General features: G+C 69.0%; 23 protein-coding genes. 13 read left to right on the top strand and 10 right to left on the bottom strand.

Annotation, left to right across the window (positions count from 1 at the left end):
* Positions 1-44: 44 nt before the first annotated feature.
* On the bottom strand, positions 45-1349 hold the full coding sequence (locus A5787_RS20920; RefSeq protein WP_066970561.1) for an adenosylmethionine--8-amino-7-oxononanoate transaminase: 1305 nt from the start codon (positions 1347-1349) through the stop codon (positions 45-47).
* Between the two features lie 62 nt (positions 1350-1411).
* On the opposite strand from A5787_RS20920, the gene A5787_RS20925 reads away from it, so the two are divergent.
* From A5787_RS20925 to A5787_RS20955, 7 genes are all read left to right on the top strand, one after another.
* A complete protein-coding gene (locus A5787_RS20925; RefSeq protein ID WP_082977358.1) occupies positions 1412-1834 on the top strand; it encodes a hypothetical protein in 423 nt (140 codons plus the stop codon).
* Positions 1835-2132: 298 nt separating this feature from the next.
* On the top strand, positions 2133-2897 hold the full coding sequence (gene ripD, locus A5787_RS20930) for an NlpC/P60 family peptidoglycan-binding protein RipD (protein ID WP_066970565.1): 765 nt from the start codon (positions 2133-2135) through the stop codon (positions 2895-2897).
* Between the two features lie 92 nt (positions 2898-2989).
* A complete protein-coding gene (locus A5787_RS20935; RefSeq protein WP_066970567.1) occupies positions 2990-5137 on the top strand; it encodes an acyltransferase family protein in 2148 nt (715 codons plus the stop codon).
* A gap of 37 nt (positions 5138-5174) precedes the next feature.
* On the top strand, positions 5175-7370 hold the full coding sequence (glgX, locus tag A5787_RS20940; protein ID WP_066970569.1) for a glycogen debranching protein GlgX: 2196 nt from the start codon (positions 5175-5177) through the stop codon (positions 7368-7370).
* Between the two features lie 3 nt (positions 7371-7373).
* A complete protein-coding gene (gene treY, locus A5787_RS20945; RefSeq protein ID WP_066970571.1) occupies positions 7374-9674 on the top strand; it encodes a malto-oligosyltrehalose synthase in 2301 nt (766 codons plus the stop codon).
* On the top strand, positions 9667-11394 hold the full coding sequence (treZ, locus tag A5787_RS20950; protein ID WP_066970573.1) for a malto-oligosyltrehalose trehalohydrolase: 1728 nt from the start codon (positions 9667-9669) through the stop codon (positions 11392-11394). Before treY ends, treZ begins: the two co-directional genes overlap by 8 nt.
* An 82-nt stretch (positions 11395-11476) precedes the next feature.
* Positions 11477-12391, top strand: a complete 915-nt coding sequence (locus A5787_RS20955) for a class I SAM-dependent methyltransferase (RefSeq protein WP_066970575.1) — start codon at positions 11477-11479, stop codon at positions 12389-12391.
* Here the strand turns inward: A5787_RS20955 and A5787_RS20960 are convergent.
* Entirely contained in the window at positions 12388-13059 is a 672-nt protein-coding gene (locus tag A5787_RS20960) for a response regulator transcription factor (RefSeq protein ID WP_066970577.1), read from the bottom strand. The genes A5787_RS20955 and A5787_RS20960 overlap by 4 nt on opposite strands.
* Positions 13060-13151: 92 nt before the next feature.
* Here A5787_RS20960 and A5787_RS27855 point away from each other — a divergent pair, with 92 nt between their 5' ends.
* Both A5787_RS27855 and A5787_RS20965 read left to right on the top strand, forming a co-directional pair.
* Positions 13152-13307 carry a DUF6131 family protein gene (locus A5787_RS27855; RefSeq protein WP_197507319.1) on the top strand — a complete coding sequence of 52 codons (156 nt, stop codon included), beginning with the start codon at positions 13152-13154 and terminating at the stop codon, positions 13305-13307.
* Positions 13308-13390: 83 nt separating this feature from the next.
* A complete protein-coding gene (locus tag A5787_RS20965) occupies positions 13391-13984 on the top strand; it encodes a mismatch-specific DNA-glycosylase (RefSeq protein WP_082977352.1) in 594 nt (197 codons plus the stop codon).
* Here the strand turns inward: A5787_RS20965 and A5787_RS20970 are convergent.
* On the bottom strand, positions 13974-15281 hold the full coding sequence (locus tag A5787_RS20970; RefSeq protein WP_066970579.1) for an aminotransferase class I/II-fold pyridoxal phosphate-dependent enzyme: 1308 nt from the start codon (positions 15279-15281) through the stop codon (positions 13974-13976). The genes A5787_RS20965 and A5787_RS20970 overlap by 11 nt on opposite strands.
* Before the next feature lie 40 nt (positions 15282-15321).
* Between A5787_RS20970 and A5787_RS20975 the strand changes: the two genes are divergently transcribed.
* Positions 15322-15975 (top strand): pyridoxamine 5'-phosphate oxidase family protein, encoded by a 654-nt coding sequence (locus A5787_RS20975; RefSeq protein WP_066970581.1) that lies wholly within the window; start codon positions 15322-15324, stop codon positions 15973-15975.
* Here the strand turns inward: A5787_RS20975 and A5787_RS20980 are convergent.
* From A5787_RS20980 to A5787_RS20990, 3 genes are read right to left on the bottom strand one after another with little or no spacing between them, the layout of a single operon-like run.
* On the bottom strand, positions 15963-16868 hold the full coding sequence (locus A5787_RS20980; RefSeq protein WP_066970583.1) for a phosphatase PAP2 family protein: 906 nt from the start codon (positions 16866-16868) through the stop codon (positions 15963-15965). The two genes, A5787_RS20975 and A5787_RS20980, sit on opposite strands and share 13 nt — an antisense overlap.
* 8 nt (positions 16869-16876) lie before the next feature.
* Positions 16877-18166, bottom strand: coding sequence for a threonine ammonia-lyase (ilvA, locus tag A5787_RS20985; RefSeq protein WP_066970585.1), 1290 nt, complete (start codon positions 18164-18166; stop codon positions 16877-16879).
* 32 nt (positions 18167-18198) lie between these two features.
* Complete coding sequence (locus A5787_RS20990) at positions 18199-18636, bottom strand: nitroreductase family deazaflavin-dependent oxidoreductase (RefSeq protein ID WP_066970646.1); 438 nt, start codon at positions 18634-18636, stop codon at positions 18199-18201.
* 117 nt (positions 18637-18753) lie between these two features.
* On the opposite strand from A5787_RS20990, the gene A5787_RS20995 reads away from it, so the two are divergent.
* From A5787_RS20995 to A5787_RS21005, 3 genes are read left to right on the top strand one after another with little or no spacing between them, the layout of a single operon-like run.
* Positions 18754-19767: a DUF4331 family protein gene (locus A5787_RS20995; RefSeq protein WP_066970587.1), complete on the top strand. Its 1014-nt coding sequence runs from the start codon at positions 18754-18756 to the stop codon at positions 19765-19767.
* An 8-nt stretch (positions 19768-19775) separates the two neighbouring features.
* A complete protein-coding gene (locus A5787_RS21000; protein WP_066970590.1) occupies positions 19776-20228 on the top strand; it encodes a helix-turn-helix transcriptional regulator in 453 nt (150 codons plus the stop codon).
* A 10-nt stretch (positions 20229-20238) separates the two neighbouring features.
* Complete coding sequence (locus A5787_RS21005; RefSeq protein WP_066970592.1) at positions 20239-20673, top strand: VOC family protein; 435 nt, start codon at positions 20239-20241, stop codon at positions 20671-20673.
* 15 nt (positions 20674-20688) lie between these two features.
* On the opposite strand, the gene A5787_RS21010 is transcribed toward A5787_RS21005, so the two are convergent.
* The 4 genes from A5787_RS21010 to A5787_RS21025 all read right to left on the bottom strand — a co-directional run bounded on the left by A5787_RS21010 (position 20689) and on the right by A5787_RS21025 (position 25390).
* Positions 20689-22611 carry a lysophospholipid acyltransferase gene (locus A5787_RS21010; RefSeq protein WP_066970593.1) on the bottom strand — a complete coding sequence of 641 codons (1923 nt, stop codon included), beginning with the start codon at positions 22609-22611 and terminating at the stop codon, positions 20689-20691.
* Positions 22608-24434, bottom strand: coding sequence for a fatty acid--CoA ligase FadD11 (fadD11, locus tag A5787_RS21015; protein WP_066970595.1), 1827 nt, complete (start codon positions 24432-24434; stop codon positions 22608-22610). The genes A5787_RS21010 and fadD11 overlap by 4 nt, the downstream gene beginning before the upstream one ends.
* A 72-nt stretch (positions 24435-24506) precedes the next feature.
* A complete protein-coding gene (locus A5787_RS21020; RefSeq protein WP_197507320.1) occupies positions 24507-24986 on the bottom strand; it encodes a VOC family protein in 480 nt (159 codons plus the stop codon).
* Between the two features lie 14 nt (positions 24987-25000).
* On the bottom strand, positions 25001-25390 hold the full coding sequence (locus A5787_RS21025) for a MerR family transcriptional regulator (protein ID WP_066970597.1): 390 nt from the start codon (positions 25388-25390) through the stop codon (positions 25001-25003).
* Positions 25391-25393 lie beyond the last annotated feature (3 nt).

Consider the following 25393-nt stretch of genomic DNA (forward strand, 5'->3'; position numbering starts at 1 on the left):
AATTCGCTGAGCGAGCGTTCCCCGACCGAGACCTTGGTGCGGTCTCAGCCGGCGAGCCGAGCCACCTCGACCATCGCGGAGGTGATCCGGGCGATCTCGTCGCCCGAGCAGACGTACGGCGGCATCGCGTACACGAGGTTGCGAAACGGGCGCAGCCAGACGCCACGGTCCAGCGCCGTGGGAGTGGCTACGGCCAGGTCCACCGGCCGCGCGCATTCGATCACACCGATGGCGCCGCACACCCGCACGTCGGCGACGCCGGGCAGCGCCCGGGCGGCTGCCAGCCCCTCGGCCAGCCCCGCGGCCAGGTGGGCCACCCGCGACCGCCAGTCCTGGCCGAGCAGCAGTTCGACGCTGGCCACCGACACCGCGCAGGCCAGCGGATTGGCCATGAACGTGGGCCCGTGCATCAGCGCGCCGGCCTCCCCCGAGCTGATCGCCTGCGCGATGTCCGTCGTGCACAGCGTGGCGGCCAGGCTGAGGTATCCGCCGGTCAGCGCCTTGCCGACGCACATGATGTCCGGGCTCACCCCGGCGTGGTCGGCGGCGAAAAGCTCCCCGGTGCGCCCGAACCCGGTCGCGATCTCGTCGAAGACGAGCAGCACGTCGTGCCGCCGGCACAGCTCGCGCAGGTCGCGCAGGTACCGAGGATCGTGGAAGCGCATCCCGCCGGCCCCCTGCACGACGGGTTCGACGATGACGGCCGCCAGTTCGGCGGCGTGTTGCGCCAGCTGACCCTCGAACGCCGCGACGTAGGCGGGGTCGTACTCGCGCGGCACCTGCGGGGCGAACACCTGGCGGGCCAGGATGTCGGTCCACAGTGAGTGCATGCCCCCGTCGGGGTCGCAGACGCTCATCGGGGTGAAGGTGTCGCCGTGGTACCCGCCCCGCCAGGTCATCAGCCGGTGCTTGCCGGGCCGGCCCCGACTGCGCCAGTACTGCAGGGCCATCTTCACCGCGACCTCCACCGACACCGATCCGGAGTCGCTGAAGAAAACCGTCTCCAGGCCCGCCGGCGTGATTTCCACCAGCAGCTGCGCCAGCCGGGCGGCGGGCTCGTGGGTCAGCCCGCCGAACATGACGTGGTTCATCGTGGCCAGCTGTGTGGACAGCGCCGCGTCCAGCTCCGGGTGGCCGTGCCCGTGGATCGCGGTCCACCAGGAGCTCATCGCGTCGATCGCCTCGATCCGCCGGCCGTCGCGGACCAGGGTCAGCAGGGTGCCGTGGGCCGCGACGGCCACCACCGGCGCCACCGCCTCGCCGCCGATGGTGCTGTAGGGGTGCCACAGGTGCGCCGCGTCGATCGCGCTGATTTGCTCGGGCGTCAACCCGGCCCTCGCCGCACGCATAGAGACCGAGCGTAAAGCAGCCGGCTCGCGCAAATCGCGGCCATCGGGGACCATCTATGGCCATGAACCCCGATCCGGGTGACCGCGTCGCCGCCCCACCGGCGCCCGACCAGCCCCACCAGGCACCCCGGGTGCTGCGCCTGCGGATAGTCCCCTGGGACGTCGTCTGCACGGTCGCGCTGCTGGTGCTGCTGGTGGTCCTCGCGACGGCGACGACGTGGCCGGCCCGGCTTTTCGGCTTCCTCGCGAACGTGTGCGAGGGCGACACGTGCGGAGCGGTGCCCTTCGGGGTCGACTACTACATCCGCCCGCTGGTGTGGGGCGGGATCGGCGCCGCCATCGCCGCGGCCGGGATTGGCCCCTTCGTTTCCCTCCTGAAGGGCTGGTACATGTCCTTCTGGCCGGTCCTGTCCCTGGCCCTACTCATGGTCGCGTCCGTGGCGGGTTCGATCCTGACCACGTTCAGCGCGCGCTATTGGCTCTGAGCGGACTGAGACCCAAATCACAACTGCACGGGCCGGATTGGGCCCGCCAGTCACCGTCCGGTCACGTTACGACAAATAATCATTCGTGGAGCTCACCAGCTATTTTCCGGCCGCGCCTTCTGTTGTAAAAGTGTCTGTAGTGACTGGTGTGAATTCAGCCGGCTAGCCGGCCCGATTCATTCCAAGCGTCATGCAGCGGCATCGGGCCCCGACGGGGAGGCCCTGGCCGCCTGCAATAGCGGCCGATGCGCGAAGTCACCGCGTCGGAGGCCCAGGACCCAAGAAGGTGGGGATCCCAATGAAACGCATCTACGCTTTCGCGATCGGTGTCGCGATGCTGGCGGTAGCCACCGGGGCCGCCAGCATCGCGACCGCCGACCCGGGCGCCAGGTCGATGGACTACCAGCAGGCCACTGACGTGGTCGTCATGCGCGGCCTTTCGCAGCGCGGGGTGCCGTTCTCCTGGGCCGGCGGCGGTATCACCGGCCCCTCGCGCGGCAAGGGCACCGGCGCCATGACCGTCGGGTTCGACGCCTCGGGCCTGATGCAGTACGCCTACGCGGGCGCGGGCATCAAGCTGCCGCGTTCCTCCGGTGAGATGTACCGCCTCGGCCAGAAGGTCCTGCCGCAGCAGGCGCGCCGCGGCGACCTGATCTTCTACGGTCCCGAAGGCACCCAAAGCGTCGCGATGTACCTCGGCAACAACCAGATGCTCGAGGTGGGCGACGTCGTGCAGGTGTCACCCGTGCGCGCCAACGGCATGACGCCCTACCTGGTCCGGGTGCTCGGGGTACAGCAGGTGCCGTTCCAGCAGGCCCCGGCACAGCAGGTGCCCGCGCAACAGGCCCCGGCGCAGCAGCTGCCCGCGCAGCAGGCCCCGGTCCAGCAGCTGCCCGCCCAACAGGCCCCGACGCAGCAGGCCCCGGTCCAGCAGATCCCGACGCAGCAGGCCCCGGCTCAGCAGGTTCCGGCGCAGCAGGCGCCCCTGCAGCAGCTGCCCCTGCTGCAGGCGCCGGCTCAGCAGGCGCCGGTGCAGCCGGCTCCGTTCGGCATCACGCGGTAACCCCCTGGCGCGGCACTTCCCGACGCGCCGGACACCCGCCACTCGCTCCCCTCAGGAGCGGGTGGCGGTTTTGGGTAAATTGGCGGTCAACCATGCAGAGCCTGTCACCGCCCCGCCCACCGGTTGTCGCTGCGAAACCGGTCGCTGCGCGTGCCCCGGGCTTTTATCGCTACGACCTCGACGGCCTGCGCGGCATCGCGATCGCGCTGGTCGCCATGTTCCACATCTGGTTCGGCCGCGTCTCCGGCGGGGTGGACGTCTTCCTGGCGCTGTCCGGCTTCTTTTTCGGCGGAAAAATCCTGCGCGCTGCGCTCAACCCGGACCTCGCGCTGTCGCCGGTGGCCGAGGTGATGCGGCTGGTCCGCCGCCTGCTCCCCGCGCTGGTCGTGGTTTTGGCCGGCTGCGGGCTGCTGACGATCCTGGTGCAGCCGGAGACCCGCTGGGAGACCTTCGCCGATCAGAGCCTGGCCAGCCTGGGCTACTACCAGAACTGGGAGCTGGCCAACAGCGCCTCCGATTACCTGCGGGCCGGTGAAGCCGTCACCCCGCTGCAGCACATCTGGTCCATGTCGGTGCAGGGCCAGTTCTACATCGCCTTTCTGCTGCTGATCACCGGCTGCGCGTACGCGTGCCGCGGCCTCGGCGAGCGCCGCCGGACGGTGTTTTTGGTGCTGCTCAGCGCGCTGACGGCCGCCTCGTTCGGGTATGCGATCGTCGCCCACCAGGACAACCAGGCGATCGCCTACTACGACAGCTTCGCCCGGGCGTGGGAGTTGCTGCTGGGCGCGCTGGTCGGCGCCGTGGTGCCCTACGTCCGCTGGCCGGCGTGGCTGCGCACCGTCGTCGCCACCGTCGGGCTGGCCGCGATCGTGTCGTGCGGGGCCCTGATCGACGGCGTCAGGGAGTTTCCCGGCCCGTGGGCGCTGGTCCCCGTCGGGGCCACCATGCTGATGATCCTCGCCGGGGCCAACCTGGGCGCCGATGGCCGGCTGCCGCTGCCGAACCGGGTGCTGGCGGCCGGGCCCCTGGTGGCGCTGGGCGCGATGGCCTACTCCCTGTACCTGTGGCACTGGCCGCTGCTCATCTTCTGGCTGTCCTACAGCGGCCACAAGCACGCCGGCTTCGTTGAGGGCACGGTGCTGCTGCTGGTGTCCGGGGTGCTGGCCTACCTGACCACGCGGCTCGTCGAGGACCCGCTGCGCTACCGGGCGCCCGCCGGCGCGGCGCCGGCGGTGACCGTCCCGACGGTCCCCTGGTGGCTGCGGCTGCGCCGCCCGACGATGGCGCTGGGGTCGATGGTGGTGCTGCTCGGCGTCACTCTGACCGCGACGTCGTTCACCTGGCGGCAGCACGTCACGGTGTTGCGCGCGGCGGGCAAGGAACTCAGCGTCCTCAACCCGCAGGACTACCCCGGCGCGCGCGCCCTGACTGAACACGCGCGGGTGCCGGCGCTGCCGATGCGGCCCAGCGTCCTGGAGATCAAGGACGACCTTCCGATCTCGACCCGGGACGGCTGCATCAGCGACTTCGTCAACCCGACCGTCGTCAACTGCGCCTACGGCGACCTCGCCGCGACGCGGACCATCGCCCTGGCCGGCGGGTCGCACGCCGAGCACTGGCTACCCGCGCTCGACCTGCTCGGCCGCATGCATCACTTCAAGGTGGTGACGTACCTCAAGATGGGCTGCCCGCTGTCCACCGAGGAAGTGCCGCTGATCATGGGCAACAACGCCCCGTACATGCAGTGCCGCGAGTGGGTGCAGCGGACGATGAACAAGCTGGTCGACGACCGGCCGGACTATGTGTTCACCACGACGACCCGGCCGTGGAACATCAAGGCCGGCGACGTGATGCCGGCGACCTACATCGGCATCTGGCAAACGTTGTCGGACAACAACATTCCGATCCTCGGCATGCGCGACACCCCGTGGCTGGTCAAGGACGGCAAGCCGTTCGACCCCGCGGACTGCTTGGCCAAGAAGGGTGGCAGCCCGCAGTCCTGCGCGGTGAAGCGTTCCGACGTGTTGTCCGATCACAATCAGACCCTCGACTTCGTCGCGCAGTTCCCGCTGCTGAAGGTCCTGGACATGTCCGACGCGATCTGCCGCGCCGACGTCTGCCGCCCCGTCGAGGGAAACGTGCTGATTTACCACGGCGCTCATCACCTGTCCCCCACCTACGTACGTACGATGACGACCGAGCTGGGCCGGCAGATCGGGGCCAGCACCGGTTGGTGGTGACAGGCGGCCGCACCGCGGGCGCCGATAAGGTCAAGTGATGCCGACCGACAAACCCGCTTCAGAAACAGGCGCTGGTAACCAACGGCCCACGCTGGCCACCGTTTGGCCGGGCACCCCGTACCCACTCGGCGCCTCCTATGACGGCGCGGGAACCAACTTTTCGCTGTTCTCCGAGATCGCCGAGCGGGTCGAGTTGTGCTTGATCGACGACAACGGCGAGGAGTCGCGGATCCCCCTCGATGAGGTCGACGGATACGTCTGGCACGCGTACCTGCCCAACATCACCCCGGGGCAACGCTACGGGTTTCGTGTCGACGGGCCGTGGGATCCGGCCGCCGGGCACCGGTGTGACCCGAGCAAGCTGCTGCTGGATCCGTACGGCAAGGCGTTTCACGGCGACTTCACCTTCGGGCAGGCCCTGTATTCCTACGACCTCGAGGCCGTCACCCCCGACGGCCCCAACGCCGACGGGGCCGACCCCGGGACCCCGCCGATGGTCGACTCGCTCGGCCACACCATGACCAGCGTGGTCAGCAACCCGTTCTTCGACTGGGCGTCCGACCGGGCCCCGCTCACCCCGTACCACGAGACCGTCATCTACGAGGCCCACGTCAAGGGCATGACGCAAAGCCATCCCGGCGTCCCCGAGGAGTTACGGGGCACCTACGCAGGGCTGGCCCACCCGGTGGTGATCGATCACCTCAAGTCGCTCGGCGTCACCGCCATCGAGCTCATGCCGGTTCACCAGTTCATGCACGACTCGCGGCTGCTCGACCTCGGCCTGCGAAACTACTGGGGCTACAACACGTTTGGCTTCTTCGCACCGCACAACCAGTACGCGGCCAGCCGCAAGGCCAGCGTCGCCGAGTTCAAATCCATGGTGCGCAGCTTTCATGAGGCCGGCATCGAGGTCATCCTCGACGTGGTCTACAACCACACCGCCGAGGGCAACCACCTCGGTCCGACGATCAACTTCCGCGGCATCGACAACGCCGCCTACTACCGCCTGGTCGACGAGGATCCGCGGCTGTACAAGGACTACACCGGGACCGGCAACAGCCTCAATCCCCGCCACCCGCACGTGCTGCAGCTGATCATGGACTCGCTGCGCTACTGGGTGGTCGAGATGCACGTCGACGGGTTCCGCTTCGATCTGGCCGCCACGCTGGCCCGCGAGCTGCACGATGTCGACCGGCTGAGCGCGTTTTTCGACCTGGTGCAGCAGGATCCGGTGGTCAGCCAGGTCAAATTGATCGCCGAGCCCTGGGATGTCGGCGAGGGCGGCTACCAGGTCGGGAATTTCCCGGGTTTGTGGACCGAGTGGAACGGGAAGTATCGCGATACTGTGCGTGACTACTGGCGGGGCGAGCCCGCAACCCTGGGCGAGTTCGCTTCCCGGCTGACCGGGTCGTCGGACCTCTACGAGGCGACCGGCCGACGGCCGAGCGCCAGCATCAACTTCGTCACCGCCCACGACGGATTCACACTCAACGACCTGGTTTCCTACAACGAAAAGCACAACCTGGCCAACGGCGAGGAAAACCGGGACGGGGAAAGCCACAACCGATCGTGGAACTGCGGCGTCGAAGGCCCCACCGACGACCCCGACATCATCGAGCTGCGCCGCCGCCAGATGCGCAACTTCTGGGCCACCCTCATGCTCAGCCAGGGCACGCCGATGATCGCGCACGGCGACGAGTTCGGGCGCACCCAGAACGGCAACAACAATGTCTACTGCCAGGACTCCGAATTATCTTGGATGGACTGGTCATTGGTCGACAAGAACCCGGACCTGCTGGCGTTCGCGCGCAAGGTGACCGTCCTGCGCAAGAACCACTCGGTGTTCCGCCGGCGCCGGTTCTTCGAGGGCGAGCCGATCCGAAGCGGCGACGAGGTCCGCGATATCGCCTGGCTCAATCCGAGCAGCCGCGAGATGACGCATGAGGACTGGGGCGAAAGCATCCACAAGTGCGTGGCCGTGTTCCTCAACGGCGACGCCATCACCGCGCCGAACGCCCGCGGTGAGCGGGTGGTCGACGACTCGTTCCTGTTGTGCTTCAACGCCGGCGACGAACCGGTCGAGTTCGTGATGCCGCCCGACGACTATGCCCGGGAATGGACCGCGGAGCTGGACACCAACCATCCCGCGGGCGACGCCGGTCAGGTGATGAACGCCGAGGAGAAGGTCTCGCTGCCCTCGCGTTCGCTGCTGGTCCTTCGTAAGACCTTGTGACGCATGGCCTTACCAGTCCTGTCCACCTACCGGCTCCAGCTGCGTGGTGACTCCAGTGGATTCGCGTTCACCTTCGCCGACGCCGAAAACCTGCTGGACTACCTGGACGACCTCGGGGTGAGCCACCTGTACCTGTCCCCGGTCCTGACCGCGGCGCGCGGGTCCCACCACGGGTACGACGTCACCGACCCGACCACGGTCTCCGACGAGCTGGGCGGCCCCGACGGCCTGGCGCGGTTGTCCGCGGCGGCCCGGGCGCGCGGCATGGGCCTGATCATCGACGTCGTGCCCAACCACGTCGGCATCGACGACCCGCAGCAGAACGCGTGGTGGTGGGACGTGCTGCGGCACGGCCGGGACTCGCGGTACGCGGGCTTCTTCGACATCGACTGGGACCTCGACGAGGCCGGCCGAATCGTGTTGCCGATCTTGGGTTCTGACGACGACGCCGCCGACCTGAAGGTCGATGGAGACCTGCTGCGGCTGGGCGATCTGGCGCTGCCCATCGCGCCCGGCACCGGGGAAGGCACCGGCCCGGAAGTCCATGACCGCCAGCACTACCGGATGGTGGGCTGGCGCAACGGGGTCTGCGGCTACCGGCGCTTCTTCTCGATCACCTCGCTGGCCGGCCTGCGGCAGGAGGATCGCGAAGTGTTCGACGCCAGCCACGCCGAGGTGGCCCGCTGGTTCGACGAGGGCCTGGTGGACGGCGTCCGCATCGACCACCCCGACGGTTTGTCCGACCCCTGCGGCTATCTGGCGAGGCTGCGGGAGCTGGCCGGCCCGGATGCCTGGATCGTCATCGAGAAGATCCTGGCCGTCGACGAGGCGCTCGAGCCCACCCTGCCGGTGGCGGGAACCACCGGCTACGACGTGCTCCGCCAGGTCGGTGGGGTCTTCGTCGACCCGGCCGGCGAGGAGGCGCTGACCGAACTCGTCGAGTCGGCCGGGGTGGATTACCACACCATGCCGAAGCTGCTCGCCGAGCTCAAGATTCGCGCGGCCACTGTGACGTTGGCCAGCGAGCTGGCCCGGCTGCGACGGGCCGTCGCGGCCGCTGCGGGCGCCGATCACCCACTGCTGCCCGAGGCGGTCGCCGGCCTGCTCACCCACATCGGCGTCTACCGCAGCGACTACCCCGGACTGGCCGCGCTGTTGCCCACCGCGCTGGCCGAAACCCAGGCGGAATCACCACAATTGGGGCCCGCGCTGGAGGTGCTCGCGGCGGCGCTGGCCCGCGCCGGCGAGCCGGCCACCCGGCTGCAGCAACTATGCGGCGCGGTCACCGCCAAGGCCGTCGAGGACTGCCTTTTCTACCGCGACGCCCGCCTGGTGTCGCTCAACGAGGTGGGCGGCGAACCGCATCGTTTCGGCGTCGGGCTGGCCGAATTTCACCACAGCGCCAGCACCCGCCTCCGGTTGTGGCCACACACGATGACGACGCTGACCACCCACGACACCAAGCGCGGCGAGGACGTGCGGGCTCGGATTGGCGTGCTGTCGCAGGTTCCGTCGCTGTGGACCGAGTTCCTCGCCCGCTGGGAGGTCCGGGCCCCCTCCCCCGATCCGGCGACCGGACAGTTCCTGTGGCAGAACATCTTCGGCGTCTGGCCGGTGGGCGGCCAGGTGACGCAGGAGCTGCGCGCCCGGCTGCACGCGTACACCGAGAAAGCCATCCGCGAGGCGGCCTGGCACACGTCGTGGAACGACCCGGACACCGACTTCGAGGACGCGGTGCACCGCTGGTTGGACACGGTCCTCGACGGCCCGGTGGCCGGCCAGCTGACCGAACTGGTGGCGCAACTCAATTCGCATGCGGCCAGCGACGCGCTCGGCCAGAAGCTGCTCGCGCTGACGGTGCCGGGGACACCGGACGTCTACCAGGGCACCGAGCTGTGGGACGACAGCCTGGTGGACCCCGACAACCGTCGCGCCGTCGACTACGCCGCCCGGCGCGGCGCCCTGAAAGACCTGCATCACCCGAAGATTCGCGTCGTCACCACGGCGCTTCGGGTGCGGCGCTCGCGCCCGGACACGTTCCTGCACGGCGCCTACGTCCCGGTGCTCGCCGACGGCGAGGCCAGCGACCACGTCGTGGCGTTTCGCCGCGGTGACGACGTGCTGGTTGCGGTGACCCGCTGGACCGTGCGGCTGGCCGAAAAGGGCTGGGGCAACACCGTGTTGCCGCTGCCCGAGGGCACCTGGACCGACGCGCTCAACGGCGCCGTGGCCAGCGGGGCGACATCGGCCACCCAGCTGTTCTCGGACCTGCCCGTGGTGCTGCTGGAGCGCCGGCATGACTGAGTTCCGGGTGTGGGCCCCCAGGCCGTCGCTGGTGCGCCTTGACGTCGACGGTTCGGTACACCCGATGACCCGCTCCGACGACGGCTGGTGGCACGCCGACGTCGCGACGGCGTCCGACGCCCGGTACGGGTACCTGCTCGACGACGACCCCAGCGTGCTGCCCGACCCCCGCTCGGCCCGCCAGCCCGACGGCGTGCACGCCCGGTCACAGCTGTGGGACCCGGCCGGAGCGCGGTGGACCGACGGCGATTGGCCGGGCCGGTCCGTGGCAGGCGGCGCGGTGATCTACGAACTGCACGTCGGGACCTTCACCCCGGCGGGCACTTTCGGCGCCGCCGCCGAAAAGCTGGACTACCTGGTCGATCTCGGCATCGACTTCGTCGAGCTGATGCCGGTCAATACCTTCGCCGGCACCCACGGCTGGGGCTACGACGGCGTGCTGTGGTACAGCGTGCACGAACCCTACGGCGGCCCCGACGGCCTGGTCCGGTTCGTGGACGCGTGCCACGCGCGCGGCCTGGGGGTGCTGATCGACGCCGTGTTCAACCACCTCGGACCGTCCGGGAATTACCTGCCGCGCTTCGGGCCCTACCTGTCGTCGGCGAGCAACCCGTGGGGCGAAGGCATCAACATCGCCGACGCCGACTCCGACGAGGTGCGGCGCTACATCATCGGCTGCGCGCTGCGCTGGATGCGCGACTTCCACGCCGACGGGCTGCGCCTGGACGCCGTGCACGCGCTGGTCGACACCACGGCCATCCACATCCTCGAGGAGCTCGCCACCGAAACCGACTGGCTGGCAAGCCAGTTAGGCCGGCCGCTGTCGCTGATCGCCGAAAGCGACCTCAACGACCCGCGGCTGATCACCCCGCGCGAGCGCAACGGCTACGGGCTGACCGCGCAGTGGGCCGACGACATTCATCACGCCATCCACACCGCGGTGTCCGGCGAGCGCCAGGGCTATTACGCCGACTTCGGGTCTCTCAAAACGCTGGCGGAAACGCTGCGGCACGGCTACTTTCACGCCGGCACCCATTCGACATTCCGGCACCGCCGGCATGGGCGCCCGCTGGACACATCCACAATTCCGGCCACTCGGCTGGTCGCCTACACCTGCACCCACGATCAGGTCGGCAACCGGGCGCTCGGTGATCGCCCGTCGCAGAACCTGACTGGCGGCCAGCTTGCGGTCAAGGCCGCGCTTGCACTCGGCTCGCCCTACACCGCTATGCTTTTCATGGGCGAGGAATGGGCGGCGTCAACCCCCTTCCAGTTCTTCAGCTCGCATCCCGAGCCGGAGCTGGCGCGGGCCACCGCCGAGGGGCGCAAGGCCGAGTTCGCCGAACACGGTTGGGACGCCGACCAGATTCCCGATCCCCAGGATCCGCAGACATTTCTGCGTTCCAAGCTGAACTGGGACGAGGTCGACTCTGGCGAACACGCCCGCCTGCTGCGCGTGTACCGGGATCTGATCGCCCTGCGGCACAACGATGCCGACCTGGCCGACCCATGGCTGGAGCACCTCACGGTCGACTACGACGAAGAGCAACGCTGGATCAGCCTGCACCGCGGCGGGTTGCGCATCGCGTGCAACCTGGGCACCGAGTCGGCGACGGTGCCCGTGACGGGCGACGTGGTCCTCGCGTGGGGCGAGCCGAAGGTCGGCACCGACGGCACCGTGCTGGACGGCCATTCGTTCGCCATTCTGCGCTGCGGATGACCCGCGCCCGCGGGCGCGTACAGTGGCCATAACGCTTATATGACCTAAGTAACGCATGGCTGCGTGGAAAAGGAGCTCGCGGATGAGCCGCACCGAGAACGACACCTGGGACCTGGCGTCCAGCGTCGGCGCGACCGCCACGGCCGTCGCCTCGTCGCGCGCGATGGCGTCCCAGGGCCCCGATCCCCTTCTTGACGACCCGTGGGCGGATCCGCTCGTGCGGGCGGTGGGCATCGAGACGTTCATCAAGCTCATCGATGGCGAGATCGGGCCCGGCGACGACGACCCGGCGCTGAACCGCCGGACCATGAAAGAGCAGATCGCCGTGCGCACCCGCTTCTTCGACGATTTCTTCAGGCAGGCGACCGGCTCGGGCATCAGGCAGGCCGTCATCCTGGCGTCCGGCCTGGACACCCGGGCCTACCGGCTGGCCTGGCCGGCCGGCACGGTGGTGTACGAGATCGATCAACCGGCGGTCATCGATTTCAAGACACGGACGATGGCGGGCCTGGGAGCCGAGCCGACCGCGCAGCGCCGCACGGTCGCGATCGACCTGCGCGACGACTGGCCGTCGGCGTTGGTGGCGGCCGGGTTCGACACCGGGCGGCCGACGGCCTGGAGCGCCGAGGGCCTTCTCCCCTATCTGCCGCCCGAGGCGCAGGACCGCCTGTTCGACAACATCGTCGCGCTCTCGGCGCGCGGCAGCCGGATCGCAACCGAACACCTGGACCTGCGCAACGTCCCGTCGGACTGGGCGCAACGATTGACCGAGCGGTCCCGGCGCATCGGCTCCAACATCAACCTGGCCGAGTTGTTCTACACCGGCGAGCGCAACACCGCCGCCGAGTACCTCACCGGGCACGGTTGGCGGGTCAACATCCGAACCACCGAACAGTGCTACGCCGCCAACGGGTTCCAGTTGCCCAACGACGAGATGGCCGCGTTCGGCGGCGGCTCCGGCTACTTGACGGCGATGCTGGACGAGGGCGTGCGCTAGGGGCCGCCGCGCCAGTGTTCGATGCGGTGATGATCGGGAGTGAACCCGTGGTTCACGCCCCACAGCACTGCCTGGGTCCGGCTGGCGACCCCCAGCTTGCGGTAGATGGTGCGGATGTAGGACTTGACCGTGTTGGGGCTCAGGTAGGTCAGCCGCGCGACGTCGGCGTTGCTTTTGCCCTGAGTGATCAATGCCAGGATCTCGGCCTCGCGGTCGCTGAGCCCCTCGCCGCGGCCGGGCCAGTCGAGCCCGGGGGCGCTGCGGGCCCGGGAGGCCACCTCGCTGATGACCTCCCGGCCGGAATGTATGTCCTCCAGCGCGGCGACCAACTCGCGCGCGGGCAGGGTCTTCGATAGGTACCCGTGAGCGCCTTGTCGCCGCGCGCTGTCGACGAGGTCGGGGTGAAAGTTCCAGGTGTAAACCACAACTCGGTGCGCCCGGGGATTGGCCACCAGGACGGCAATCTCTTCATGGTCGGATTCGGGTTGGGCGAACGAGTCGTACAGGACGATGTCGACGGTGTCCTCGACCGGCATCGTCGAGTCGAGTTCGGCGATCACGATGCGATCCCGGTACGCGTCGAGCATGTTGGCCACGCCCTTCACCACGACGTCGTAGTCGTCGACCAGCGCGACCGTGATCGGCGCGCGCGAACTCGGCGAGGGCATGCCGGCAACATTACCTACCTAGGGGTGTATCGCTACCCCCCTTAAGGGTGGTCGGCTTGATGGGCCAGACATCACCGAAGAGGAGGCTCGTCATGATCATTCTCGGAATCGTCCTGCTGGTCGCGGGATTCCTGCTCAAGATCTCCATCCTGTGGACCATCGGGATCGTCCTGCTCGTCATCGGTGCCATCCTGTGGATCCTCGGCTCCACCGGGCGCGCCGTCGCGGGCCGCAGGCACTGGTACTGATCGCGTCGACGAGCACCGCTTGAGCGGATCGATCTCGGGCCCGCTCAAGCGGTGGCCGTGACGCGCATTTGCAATACTGCGCTGTGGACAACGCCGCACCGGAGCAACGGCGATTCACCCGCGACGCGCTGAAACGTTTCGCAGGCAAGACGCTGCCGGACCTCATCTCCGACGAAGTTCAACTGTTGTTCGTGGGGATCAATCCCGGCCTGAGAACCGTTGCGGTGCAGGCCCATTTCGCTCCCCGCGGCAATCGGTTCTGGCCGGCGCTCTTCCATGCCGGCATCACCGAGCATCTGATCGATGCCTCGTCCGGGTTTGTCCCGGCCGACCGGGATTACCTGCTGCGTCGCGGACTCGGCATCACGAACCTCGTCGAGAGGGCGAGCGCGGGCGCCGACGAACTCACGGTCGCCGAATTGGTCGAGGGCCGCCGGAAGCTGGACCGGACGGTGCGGAAGTACTCCCCCGCGGTGGTAGCCGTGCTGGGGATCACCGCCTTCCGAGACGCCTTTGGCGAGCGCCGCGCAAAGGCGGGTAAGCAGGTATCGCCGTATCCCGCGACCGAACTGTGGGTCGTCCCCAATCCCAGTGGCCGCAACGCCCATGCGTCGCTGTCCGGCCTCGCCGCCGCCTACGGCGAAGTCGCCCGCGCCGCCGGCATCCCTACACGCTAGGACGGCCGGTAGCCAGCACCGCCTCGGCGATCGCATCGGCCAGCGGATCGATCTCGCGCGCGCCCAAATCGGCCACGGTGACGCGTATTCCGGGCGCCGTGCGCATGCGGAACCTCGTGCCCGGCGCCGCGGCCCAACCGGATGCGAGCAGCCGCGTGATCGCCACCGTCTCATCCGGCACCGGCACCCATACGTTGAGTCCCGACCGGCCGTGCGCCCGCACGCCGCGCCGAACCAACGCCTCGCACAGCCCGGTGCGGTTGCGGGTGTACTGCTCCTCGGCCTGCGCGATCAGACGCGACGCCCCTTCGTCGGCCCACAAGCGGACCGCGAGGTCTTGCAGGAGGTGGCTCACCCACCCCGGACCGAGCCGCAGGCGCCCGTGCACCCGCTCGACGGTGCGCCGGTCCCCGGCGAGCACGGCGACGCGCAGGTCGGGGCCGTACGCCTTGGACGCCGACCGCACGAAGGCCCACTGGCCGGTCGAACCGGCCAGCGTGTGCAGCGGCGCGCCCGAAATTCCCGCGCAATGATCGTCCTCAACCACCAACAGGTCAGCGCCCGAAACAAGGTCACGCAGCTCATCCGCGCGGGTCGCGGATAACGCCGCGCCCGTTGGGTTTTGAGCCCGCCCGGTGATGACGAGTGCGCGCACGCCACGGGTCAGGGCGCGCTGCACGTCGGCGACCAGCGGTCCGTCGTCGTCGACGCGCACCGGTTCGGCCGAAAACCCTAACGCCGCGACAAGATCCAACAGATTGGCCCAGCCCGGATCCTCGACGGCCACCCGGTCGCCGGGGCGCAGGTGTGCGGCCAGCGCCCTCTCGATGCCGTCGAGCGCCCCGCTGGTGACCGCGAGATGATCAGCCGGGACGCCGTCCGCGGCCAGCGCGGCGCGCGCCCGTTGAAGCAGTTCGGCCGACATGGCCGGCTCACCGTAGAGCAGCGGCCTGGCCCTCGGCGTCTCGATGGATCCGATGGGCAGCAGAGCCGGGTCCGGGTTACCCGTCGACAGGTCGCGCACGCCCGCGGGGACGTCCAGCCCCAGCAGCGAGCGGGGTGTGGTCGCCGGGCGGTGCCGTACCCGGGTGCCGCGCCGCCCGGCGGCCTCGACGGCCCCGCGCTCGCGCAGCAGGCGGTACGCCGCGGCCACGGTGTTCGCGTTGACGCCGAGCCGTCCGGCCAGTTCGCGGATTGGCGGCAGCGCCGCGCCGGGCGCCAACGCGCCCTGGGAGATGGCCTCCTCCACGCTGGCGGCTATGGATTCCGCGCCCGTCCCCGTATATTGTACTGGCACGAGAACTAGTATGTACTAGCGCAAAGTCGAGAGCAATCCGTTGAGCTACCAACCCACCGCCCGCACCACGCCCACCCGCTACCGGGAGCGCGCCGACTACGACCGCGCGACCGTGCACCAGATCCTCGACGAGGCCCTGATCTGTCACCTGGGCTACCTCAGCGCCGGCGGGCCGGTCGTCTTGCCGACGACGCACGCCCGCCTCGGCGAGACGCTCTACCTGCACGGCTCGACCGGCGGCGGCCCGCTGCTCGCGGCCAAGGCGGCCACAACATCGGGCTCGAGCCTGCCGGTGTGCGTCACCGTCACCCTGGTTGACGGGCTGGTGCTGGCCCGCGCCGCCATGCACCATTCCGTGAACTTCCGCTCGGTGGTGGTGCTGGGCTCCGCGCGCGTGGTCGAGGATCCCGCGGAGAAGCTGCGCGCGCTGCGCTGCCTGCTCGACCACATCCGGCCCGGGCGTGCGGACGACTGCCGGACGCCCAACGCCCGCGAACTGGCCGCGACCGGGATGCTCGCCCTCGACCTTGTCGAGGTCTCGGCCAAGCTGCGCACCGGCGGCCCGGTCGACGATCCGGAAGATGCCGCGCTGCCGCACTGGGCAGGCGTGGTGCCGCTCGGCGTGACGGCCGGAACGCCCGTGCCGGCCGACGACCTCGATCCCGGCACGCCGGTGCCGGCCTACCTGACCTGACGCCGCGCGACGCGGCCACCGGCCGTCGTCCACCACGATCCGACCAGCATCACGATGCCGGCCCACGCGATACCCAGCAGCCAGCCGGCCAGCACGTCGCTCACGTAATGCACCCCCAGATACACGCGTGAGTACCCGATCACCAGCGCCGAGCCGATCGCCATCGCCCAGACAAACACTCGCCCGGCCCAGCCGGTGATCACCCAGCGGGTCATCATCCAGGCGGACAGCACCATGATCGTGGCGGTGCCGGTGGCGTGTCCGGAGGGAAAGGAATATCCGTCCCCGGCGACCGCGGCGAAGGGCAGGGGTTGGCGTTGCCGGCCTACCAAGGCTTTGGCGGTGAAGAGCACCAGTGCCATCCCACCGCCTCCCACCAGACCAAGCACCACGGGCCGCCACGAGCGGCATCGCCAGCCGGCAAGAACCGAAATCGACAGGGCAAGCGCGGTGAGGATGAGGGGATCGCCTCCGACGGTGACCACCCGCAGCGTCGCGGTGAGCCACAGATCGCGGTGGTCGGCAAGCCACCGCGCCGCCGGATGGTCGATTCCGGCGATGCCATCGCCCTCGAGCACGTCCTCGAGCACTTCGGTGAAGCCCACCGCCACGGCCGCCACCACGACAAAGCCCAGGAGCAGCGCGACACCGGCGACCTCGTCCGCGGGCAACCGGCCCGCCAACGGCCATCCCCTGGCACGGATCTGCTCGCGCCCCCAGTTCAGCAGCCGTCCGATCGCTGCGGCGCCGGACGCCCGCGCCCAGAGTCGACGCAACAAAGGCCCGCGCCGGCCGACCCAGATCGCCGCCCCCGCCAGCAGCGCCACGAACACCACGGTGCCGGCGCTGACGACGCCGAAGCCGGCCGTACCCAACCCATACGGCTCGCCCATGTCGGCGCCTAGAGCAGGTAGCGGTAGGCCGGCGAACCGGGCTCGAGGGCCTCGACGTGGATCTCGGTGGCGCGCATCCGCGCCATCAAACCCTCCAGGCCCGCCGCCGATCCCAACTCGATGCCGACCAGCGCCTCCCCGGTTTCGCGGTTGTTGCGCTTGACGTACTCGAACAGGGTGATGTCGTCGTTCGGCCCGAGCACCTCGTCGAGGAACCGGCGCAGCGCGCCCGGCTCCTGCGGAAAGTCGACCAGGAAGTAGTGCTTGAGCCCGAGGTGCACCAGTGAGCGCTCCAGCACCTCGCCGTAGCGCGACACGTCGTTGTTGCCGCCGGAGATCAGGCACACCACGGTGGAGCCGGGCTCGACGTCGGCCTCCAGCAGACCCGCGACCGACAACGCGCCCGCGGGCTCGGCGATGATGCCCTCGTTCTGATACAGGTCCAGCATGGCGGTGCACACGGCTCCCTCGTCGACCGTGGTGATCGACACCATGTCGCCGGCGGCGGCCAGCGCGGCATAGGTCAGCGTCCCGGCCCGCCGCACCGCGGCGCCGTCGACGAACTGGTCGACGTGGTCCAGCGTGACGGGCTCGCCGGCGGCCAGCGCGGCCATCATCGCCGCGGCACCGGCCGGCTCGATGCCCAGCACCGCGGTGTTGGTCGTCCGTTCGGCCAGGTAGGTGGTGATGCCGGCGATGCAGCCGCCGCCGCCCACCGGGACGACGACCAGGTCGGGCTCCCCGACCTGCTCCGTGAGTTGGTCGAGCAGCTCGACGGCGATGGTGCCCTGGCCGGCCATGGTGCGCAGGTCGTCGTACGGCGGGACCAAGGTGGCCCCGGTGCGTTCGACGTCCGCGAGAGCCGCCTCGGCGGCGAGGTCGTAAGTCGATCCGCCCACGATCAGCTCGATGAACTCCCCGCCGTGGTAGCGGATCCGGTCGCGCTTCTGCTTGGGCGTCTTGGCCGGCACGTAGACCCGGCCGTGCACCCCCAGCGCCCGGCAGGCGAAGGCGAAGCCCTGCGCGTGGTTGCCCGCGGACGAGCACACCACGCCCGCGGCCAGCTCCTCGCCGGACAGCTGCACCAGCAGGTTGTAGGCGCCCCGCAGCTTGTAGGAGCGCACGACCTGCAGGTCTTCGCGCTTGAGGTACACCTGCGCGCCGGTGATCGCCGACAGCCGATCGCTCTGCTGCAGCGGGGTGGGCGTGACCACCGGGGCAATCCGCTGCGCCGCGGCGTCGATGTCAGCCGCGCACAGCGGCGACCTGCTCGGGCTCTGGCTGAATTCAGCGGACACCGATCAATGGTGCCATGCCGCCCAGCTGGGAATTAGCTCACCGGGGTCAGAACGAACACCGGAATCTGGCGGTCGGTCTTTTTCTGGTAGTCGGCGTAGTCGGGCCACGCTTCGACGGCGCGCTCCCACCAGGTGGCCTTTTCGTCCCCGAACACCTCGCGGGCCTCGTAATCGCGGGTGACGCCGCCGTCCTGCAGCTCGACGCGCGGGTTCTTCTTGACGTTGTGGTACCAGACCGGGTGTTTGGGGGCGCCGCCGAGCGACGCGACGATCGCGTACTCGCCGTCGTGCTCGACGCGCATGAGCGGGGTCTTGCGAAGCTTGCCGGTCTTGGCCCCGATGGTGGTCAACAGGATGATGGGCTTCCCCTTCATGTCGGCGGCCTCGGCTCCACCGGATTCGGCATACTTGTCGGCTTGCTCGCGAGACCAATCCCAGGGCGACGGGGCGTATTCACCTGTAAGCGGCATGCCATCCACTGTAGGGCCCACGCGCGCTCGCGCAGCCCACCTGCCGGATCGGCTGTACTGTTTGGCCTACCGTCGCCTCGACGACGATCCCTGCATCGACATCCCGGGAGTCCAATCGTGTCAAACCACTTCACCGGACTAAGCCTCGGACCTCCCCTCGGAGACCAGCGTCTGGACCTGTGTGACCTCTACGCCTTTCAGTCTCCGGCCGAGCCCGGGCGGACGGTGCTGATCCTCAACGCCAACCCCCAGGCCGATGCGCTGCACCCCGATGCCATCTACCGACTCGCGATCGATAACGACGGGGACCTGGTCAACGACATCGCATTTAGCTACGTCTTCTCCGCGCCGCGCGATGGCACCCAGACCGTGGACGTGTTCATGGCCACCGGTGACGAGGCCCGCTCGGCGGAACCCGTTGGTGACAAAGTCTTCTCCGGCCTACAGGTGTCCTTCGGCCCCGAGCCCAACATCGCCACCTCCGGCGACATGACGTTCTTCGCCGGCGCCCGCAGCGACGCCTTCTTCTTCGACTTCGACGGCATCAAGAATCTCTTCGACACCTCGGGGGGACGTAACTTCACCGCCCCACATCTCGGTGGCGAATCCCCTTGGACCGGCGTCGATTCCAACACCGAAGCCAACGTATTCTCCACCGTGCTCGAACTGCCGACCAGCGCGCTCGGCGCTAACCCCGACATCCGCATCTGGGGCCGGTGCAGCCTGCGCCGCGGCGGCGAACTCCTGCACGTCGACCGCGCCGGCCATCCCTCGGTAAGCAGCTTCTTCAACACCGACGACACCAAAGAGGAGTACAACGCCAGCCAACCGGTCAACGACAAGACCCGCTGGACCGACATGTTCGTGCACCTGATGGGCCACACCGGTGGGTACAGCCGCGAGGAGGCGATCGCCGCCATCGAAGCCGAAGGCACCCTGCCGGACATGCTGACATTCGATCCGTCGAAGCCCGCGCGGTACCCCAACGGCCGGGTCTTCACCGACGACGTCATCGACTACCGCCTCGGCTTCCTGTCCAAAGGCGATATCCCACCCACCGGCCTGAGCCCGCACACCGACACGCTCACCGAATTCCCCTACCTTGGGCCACCACACCGATCGACGAGTTAGGCCAGCCCATGCCGCGAGTTCCGCCGGCCCGTTATCTGCTGCGCGCCAAAGACTTGGCCGACGCCCGCTACGCCGAGCCGATCACGGTGGACGATCTGGCGGCCGCCGCCGGGCTGTCGCGGGCCCACTTCAGCCGCATGTTCACTCGGACGTTCGGTGAATCACCGCGCTCCTACCTGCAGACCCGGCGGCTGGAACGAGCCGCCGCGCTGCTGCGCTTCACCGACCGGTCCGTCGCGGACATCGCCGTCATGGTCGGTCTGCAGAGCGTCGGTTCTTTCACGACCAGCTTCGCGCGTGCGTACGGGTTACCCCCCGGCGCCTACCGGGCGAGCCTTCCGCCGGCGTCGGTTCACGCACGAGTGCCCAGCTGCATCCTGCGGCGGGACACCCGGCGGCCCGCCGACAGCCGCGTCAAGACAGCACACGGGAAGAAGACGGACGGCACCGGCGGACCGTAGCGTCGTAGCCATGTTGAGAATTGCAAGTGCCCAGCTGTGGGTGCATGACCAGGACGTGGCGCTGAAATACTGGACCGAGAAGGTGGGTATGGAAGTGCGCCAAGATGTTTCGTTGCCGGAGCTCGGCTTTCGGTGGCTCACCGTCGGCCCACCGGGCCAGGACGACGTGTCCGTCGTGCTGATGGCGATCCCCGGTCCTCCGGTGATGGATGAGGCGACGCGAAAACAGGTCAGCGAAGTGATGGCGAAGGGTTTCGCCGCCACATTGTTCCTCACCACCGACGACTGCCGGGCCACCTACCAGAAGTTGAGGTCGCGGGGCGTGGAGTTCACCGAGGAGCCGCACGAGATGCCGTACGGCATCGACTGCGGTTTCCGCGACCCGTCCGGCAACAGTGTCCGGTTGACCCAGCTGTCCGAAATCGGCGCCAGTACCGGCGGGTGAACACCTGGGCCGGGGTCACGGCGCTGACGTAACCCCCGAACTCAGGGCCCGTCTGGCCAACTCGGCAATGGCGTTGACCCGGTGGCTGACGGTGGCGATCTCGTCGGCGAACTCCCGGCGCCGCCTGGCGATATCGGGATCCCCGAACGCGTCCACCAGCTCGCGGTGCCGCGCCAGCCGCAGCGCGGTCTTGAACAGCTCCATCGACCTCGATTCGGCGCTGGCGATCCTGCGCTGCAGTTCCCACTGCTTGCCGACCTCGAGGCACTCGGCGAGAAACTCCTCCTCCTCGTCGAACGATTCGTCCTCGAGGGCGGCCAGCCGGTCGGCGACGATGTGGTAGGCGTCCAGGAACGGGCGCAACACCAGGTGCGCCAGCAGCAGGTCGGCCTTTTCCAGCAGCCCGCGCACGTCGGCCGCGGGGGCGGCCTTGCTGGTGTCTTCCACCCGGCCGATCAGGCGCACCTCGTCGGCGAGCTCCTTTTCGAACTGCGCGCGCGCCGAGAACAAGAACTCGAACTTCAGCAACTCGCGCAGGCGCAGCGCCTCGTCGCGCACGGCCGTCGGCAACACCGGGCGGTCCACGGAGTTCTCGGCGTCTTCTATGGCGGCCAGCAGCGCCGTCTCGGCGATGGCGCGATCGACCAGGATGTGGATCGCGGTGTTGCGGTAGAACGCCGCGACCAGGTGCTGGTCGGCGCCGATCCCCCAGATCGGTTCGGTCCCGGCGTCGTACACGCTGACCACACCGGAGGCGACGAGCTGATGCAGCGTCCAGCGGATCGTCGAGCGGTTCGTCAGGTCGGCGGCGCCGGCCACCTTCCAGTTGCGCGCCGCGATGTAGCTGGCCAGCGGCCGCACGGTGGCCAGCACCTCGCTGATGGACAGCGAGCGGTCCGCGCCCAGCAGCGCGAGGCTGACCACCGCCGTGGGGGTGACCGGGGTCGCGCGGTTGATCCGGTGCTCGACATCCAGTGCGATGCGCTCGATCTCGGTCCCCGTCCCGGATTCCTCGGCGCGCAGCTCCTCGAGGCGCTTGCGCAGCGGCAGCGGTTCGCCGAAGTCCAGGTAGGCGCGGCCGAGTCGCTCCCCCTGCTGTCGCGCCAGCCGGATCAGGAACCGGAAGTCCTCCGGGCGCTTCGTCGCGCCGTAGGCCTCGCTGGTCATGGCCTCCACCTCGTGCAGCTGGTCGTACACGATGGAGGTCGGCACCAAATAGACCTCGGGACCGTCGATTTCGTCGACGGCGTCGCTGATGTAGCGCAGGATCCCGTACACCGGGGGCCGCAGCTTGCCGGTCCGCGTTCGGCCCCCCTCGATCGACCAGGTGAGGTTGGCGTGGTTTTGCACCAGTTGGGCGGCGTACGCGCGCAGCACGAAGCGATAGACGGGAATGTCCTTGGTCTGGCGCCGGATGAAGATCGTGCCGGTGCGCTTGGCCCAGGCGCCCATCGGAAAGAAGTTCAGGTTGGCGCCGCCGAAGGTGAGCGCGGGCGAGAGCCGGTTGGCCTGGATTGACTCGGGCAGCAGCAGGCCGTCCAGATAGGAGCGGTGCGAAAACGCAAACGCCAGAGTCGCTTTGCGATCGAGCCTGCGCAGCTGGGCGATCTGATCCTCGTCGACCAGAATGTCGTAGGCCCGCATCAGCCAGCAAGAGAAACTGCGCCAGGCCTGCACCGCCCGCTCGTCGAGCGACGGCGCCATCTCCCGCAGGTAACTGGCGGCCTCGGCGCGCACGTCGTCATGGTTACGCCCGAGCTCCTCGGCCAGTTTGCCCAGCCGCTCGTCGTACCACGGCGCCGCCAAGAGCTGGACGACTTCGTCCGGATCGGTCGGCAACGGTGCCGTCGACTCGTCGACGATCCCGCCGCGCTGCAGCAGCTTTCGCACTCCGGCGCGCCCGATCTCGCGCGCCGTCGCCCCCGGGCCCCCGCTCATGCCGGCTGCACCGTGGCGGCTTCGGCGGGCTGGTGGACGTCGGGGTGCGGGTCGGCGGCATAGAGTTCCTCGATCTCGCCGGCGTACTTCGTCATGATCGGCTTGCGCTTGAGCTTCATCGTCAGGGTGATCTCGTCCCCGCCGGGTTCCCACACCGTCGGCAGTATCCGGAAGCGCTTGATCTGTTCCACCCGGGACAGTTTCGCGTTCCCCTCGGCCACGCCGGCGGCGATTCGCGCGATGACCTCCGGGTGGGCCGCCAGCGCCGCGGGCGACTCGTCGGCAAGGCCGTGCTGCGCCGCGTACGGACCGACCGATTCGGCGTCGAAGACCAGCAGCGCCGCGTTGTACGGCCGTCCGTCGCCGATCGTCATCATCACGCCCACCATCGGGCAGGCGGCCAGGATGGTGTTCTCAATGTTGGCCGGCGACATGTTCTTTCCGGCCGCGTTGATGATCAGCTCCTTCTTGCGGTCGACCACCTTGAGATAGCCCTCGTCGTCGACCTCGAGGATGTCGCCGGTGTGCAACCAGCCGTCAGCATCGATCGCCTCCGCGGTCTTGGCCGGTTCCCTCCGGTAGCCCTTCATCACCAGCGGACCGCGCACCAGAAACTCCCCGTCCTCGGCGGTCCTGCCCTCCAGTCCGGGCAGCAGCTTGCCGACGGTGCCCAGGCGCGCGTCGCTCGGATGGCTCACGCTGGCAACGCAACTCAGCTCCGACATGCCCCACACCTCGGCGATGGGGATCCCGATCCCGAGGAAGAAGGCCAGCGTCTCCTTGGGGATCGGCGCCGCCCCGGACACCGCCCAGCGAAGCTCGCCGAACCCGAGCCGCTCCCGCAGCTTTGACAACACCAACTCGTCGGCCTGGTCCCACTCGGCGGCCAGTTGCTCCGGCATCGGTTCGCCGGCCAGCAGGGCGTCGGCGCGCCGGGCGGCCACCGACATCGCCCACCGCAACGCCTGCCGCTTGGTCTCGTCCGCCTCATGGCTGACGGCGAATTCGATTCCGGCCTTGAGCTTTTCCCACACCCGCGGCACCGCGCCCCATACCGTGGGCCGAACGTCCGGCAGGGCGGCGGCGATGGCGCGCGCATCGGAGACGACGGTCACCTGACTGCCGAAAATCTCCAGGCCGTACAGCCCCATCACCCGATCGGCGATGTGCGCCGTCGGCAAGAAAGACGTCACGCGGTCGCCGAACTTCATCGGGAGAACGGCGTCGAGGGCGCACCCCTCGAACAGCAAATTGGCGTGCGTCATCTCCACGCCCTTGGGGCTTCCGGTGGTCCCGGAGGTGTAGATGAGCGTCAGGATGTCGTCGGGTTCTACCGCGCGCCAGGTCGACTCGAAATCGAAGACCGGGTGTGCGGCGGCATACAGGTCGTCCAGCGAGATGGTGCCGGGCGGCGAACCGTCGATGCAGACGATGTGCTCGATGGGCGCCCCGCTGGCGCGAATGCGGTTCACGTATTGCTCTTCGCAGATTGCGACCTTGGTGCCGGCGTTGCCGAACAGGTAGGTCAGCTGCTCGGCGGGCAGCGTGTTGTAGACCGAAAATGAAGCGGCGCCCAGGTGTTGGGCGCCGATTTCCACCGGGTAGAACTCGATGCGGTTGGCCATCATCAGCGACACGGTGTCGCCCCGCCCCACGCCCAGGCCTGCCAGGCCGGCGGCGGCCTGGCGCACCCGCTCCGCAAGCTCTCGCCACGTCAATGTCTGGGTGTCGCCGGGCGTCCGGAGCGCGACGGCGCCGGGGGCGATCGCCGCGGTGCGCTGAAACGCCTCGCACAAGGTGGCCGGACGTTCGGGTGCTGTCATTGCCGTCCTCCTTGGCGCGGGGTCAGATTGCCCTTCGTGAGCGTACGTCCGTGCTCAGGGGCACGGAATACATCACCCGGCATCGGGACGCCAGAGCTGCACGGTGCTCGACGCGCCGCCGGGTAACTCCAGAAGTTCGATGGGGGTGCCGTCGGGGTCGTAGATGAAGAACATCCGGACTCCGCCGATGTCGACGGGCGGCTCGGCCCGGACGTCGGGGTGGTGCCGTCGCACGGTGTCGTAGGTGGCGTCGAGATCGTCGACGCGGAACGAGACGTTGGTGTAGCCCAGGTGCGGCCCGCTCGGGGTTTCGGGCACCGCGCCCAGCGACAACAGCTCGACCATGACGCCGCCGATCAGCCCTCCGATCATGCGGCCCTGCTGCGCGGCCCCGCCGGTCACCGAGTCCAATCCGGCCCCCGCCAGCTCGACGTCGAACACGACGTCCATGCCCAGCACCGCGGTGTAGAACTTGCACGACGCCTCGATATCCGAGACGCCGACGCAGACGTGGGAGAAGCTCTGCACGGCAAGGGAATGCGGTTGGTTCACTGCTGCTCCTTTATTCAGGCGGGCACCGCAGTATGAATCCCACAGGTACACGCGTCAATTGACGGACACGTGCAGCGCATACCCCACTCGATGACGGCCCGCGCCCGGGCCAGCGACTCCATCTGGGCGTCGATCTCGGCGAGTTTGGCCTCCGCGAGCGCCCGGCTCGCGGGCCGCCCCGGCGCGTCGTCGGCGAACAGGAGCTGGATCTCCTCCAGCGCGAAGCCCGCGGATTTGCAGAGCCGGATCACCTCGAGTCGGGTGAGCACCGAATCGTCGTAGCGGCGCTGGCCGCCGAGGCGCGCCGGCGCCGAAACCAGCCCGATTTGCTCGTAGTAGCGCAGCGTGGTGGCCGCGACCCCGGCGTGGCGCGCCACCTCCCCGATCGTCAGCCGTGCAGCCATGGG

Origin of the sequence: Mycobacterium sp. 852002-50816_SCH5313054-b (assembly GCF_001667185.1) — a bacterium.
In the GTDB taxonomy this organism is placed as follows: Bacteria; Actinomycetota; Actinomycetes; order Mycobacteriales; family Mycobacteriaceae; genus Mycobacterium.

Bases quoted from the DNA above. Each gene is read 5' to 3' on its own strand.
- A5787_RS20920 (WP_066970561.1), bottom strand. From the start codon at position 1,349: ATGCGTGCGGCGAGGGCCGGGTTGACGCCCGAGCAAATCAGCGCGATC.
- A5787_RS20925 (WP_082977358.1), top strand. From the start codon at position 1,412: ATGAACCCCGATCCGGGTGACCGCGTCGCCGCCCCACCGGCGCCCGAC.
- ripD (WP_066970565.1), top strand. From the start codon at position 2,133: ATGAAACGCATCTACGCTTTCGCGATCGGTGTCGCGATGCTGGCGGTA.
- A5787_RS20935 (WP_066970567.1), top strand. From the start codon at position 2,990: ATGCAGAGCCTGTCACCGCCCCGCCCACCGGTTGTCGCTGCGAAACCG.
- glgX (WP_066970569.1), top strand. From the start codon at position 5,175: ATGCCGACCGACAAACCCGCTTCAGAAACAGGCGCTGGTAACCAACGG.
- treY (WP_066970571.1), top strand. From the start codon at position 7,374: ATGGCCTTACCAGTCCTGTCCACCTACCGGCTCCAGCTGCGTGGTGAC.
- treZ (WP_066970573.1), top strand. From the start codon at position 9,667: ATGACTGAGTTCCGGGTGTGGGCCCCCAGGCCGTCGCTGGTGCGCCTT.
- A5787_RS20955 (WP_066970575.1), top strand. From the start codon at position 11,477: ATGAGCCGCACCGAGAACGACACCTGGGACCTGGCGTCCAGCGTCGGC.
- A5787_RS20960 (WP_066970577.1), bottom strand. From the start codon at position 13,059: ATGCCCTCGCCGAGTTCGCGCGCGCCGATCACGGTCGCGCTGGTCGAC.
- A5787_RS27855 (WP_197507319.1), top strand. From the start codon at position 13,152: ATGATCATTCTCGGAATCGTCCTGCTGGTCGCGGGATTCCTGCTCAAG.
- A5787_RS20980 (WP_066970583.1), bottom strand. From the start codon at position 16,868: ATGGGCGAGCCGTATGGGTTGGGTACGGCCGGCTTCGGCGTCGTCAGC.
- A5787_RS20990 (WP_066970646.1), bottom strand. From the start codon at position 18,636: ATGCCGCTTACAGGTGAATACGCCCCGTCGCCCTGGGATTGGTCTCGC.
- A5787_RS21000 (WP_066970590.1), top strand. From the start codon at position 19,776: ATGCCGCGAGTTCCGCCGGCCCGTTATCTGCTGCGCGCCAAAGACTTG.
- A5787_RS21005 (WP_066970592.1), top strand. From the start codon at position 20,239: ATGTTGAGAATTGCAAGTGCCCAGCTGTGGGTGCATGACCAGGACGTG.
- A5787_RS21010 (WP_066970593.1), bottom strand. From the start codon at position 22,611: ATGAGCGGGGGCCCGGGGGCGACGGCGCGCGAGATCGGGCGCGCCGGA.
- fadD11 (WP_066970595.1), bottom strand. From the start codon at position 24,434: ATGACAGCACCCGAACGTCCGGCCACCTTGTGCGAGGCGTTTCAGCGC.
- A5787_RS21025 (WP_066970597.1), bottom strand. From the start codon at position 25,390: ATGGCTGCACGGCTGACGATCGGGGAGGTGGCGCGCCACGCCGGGGTC.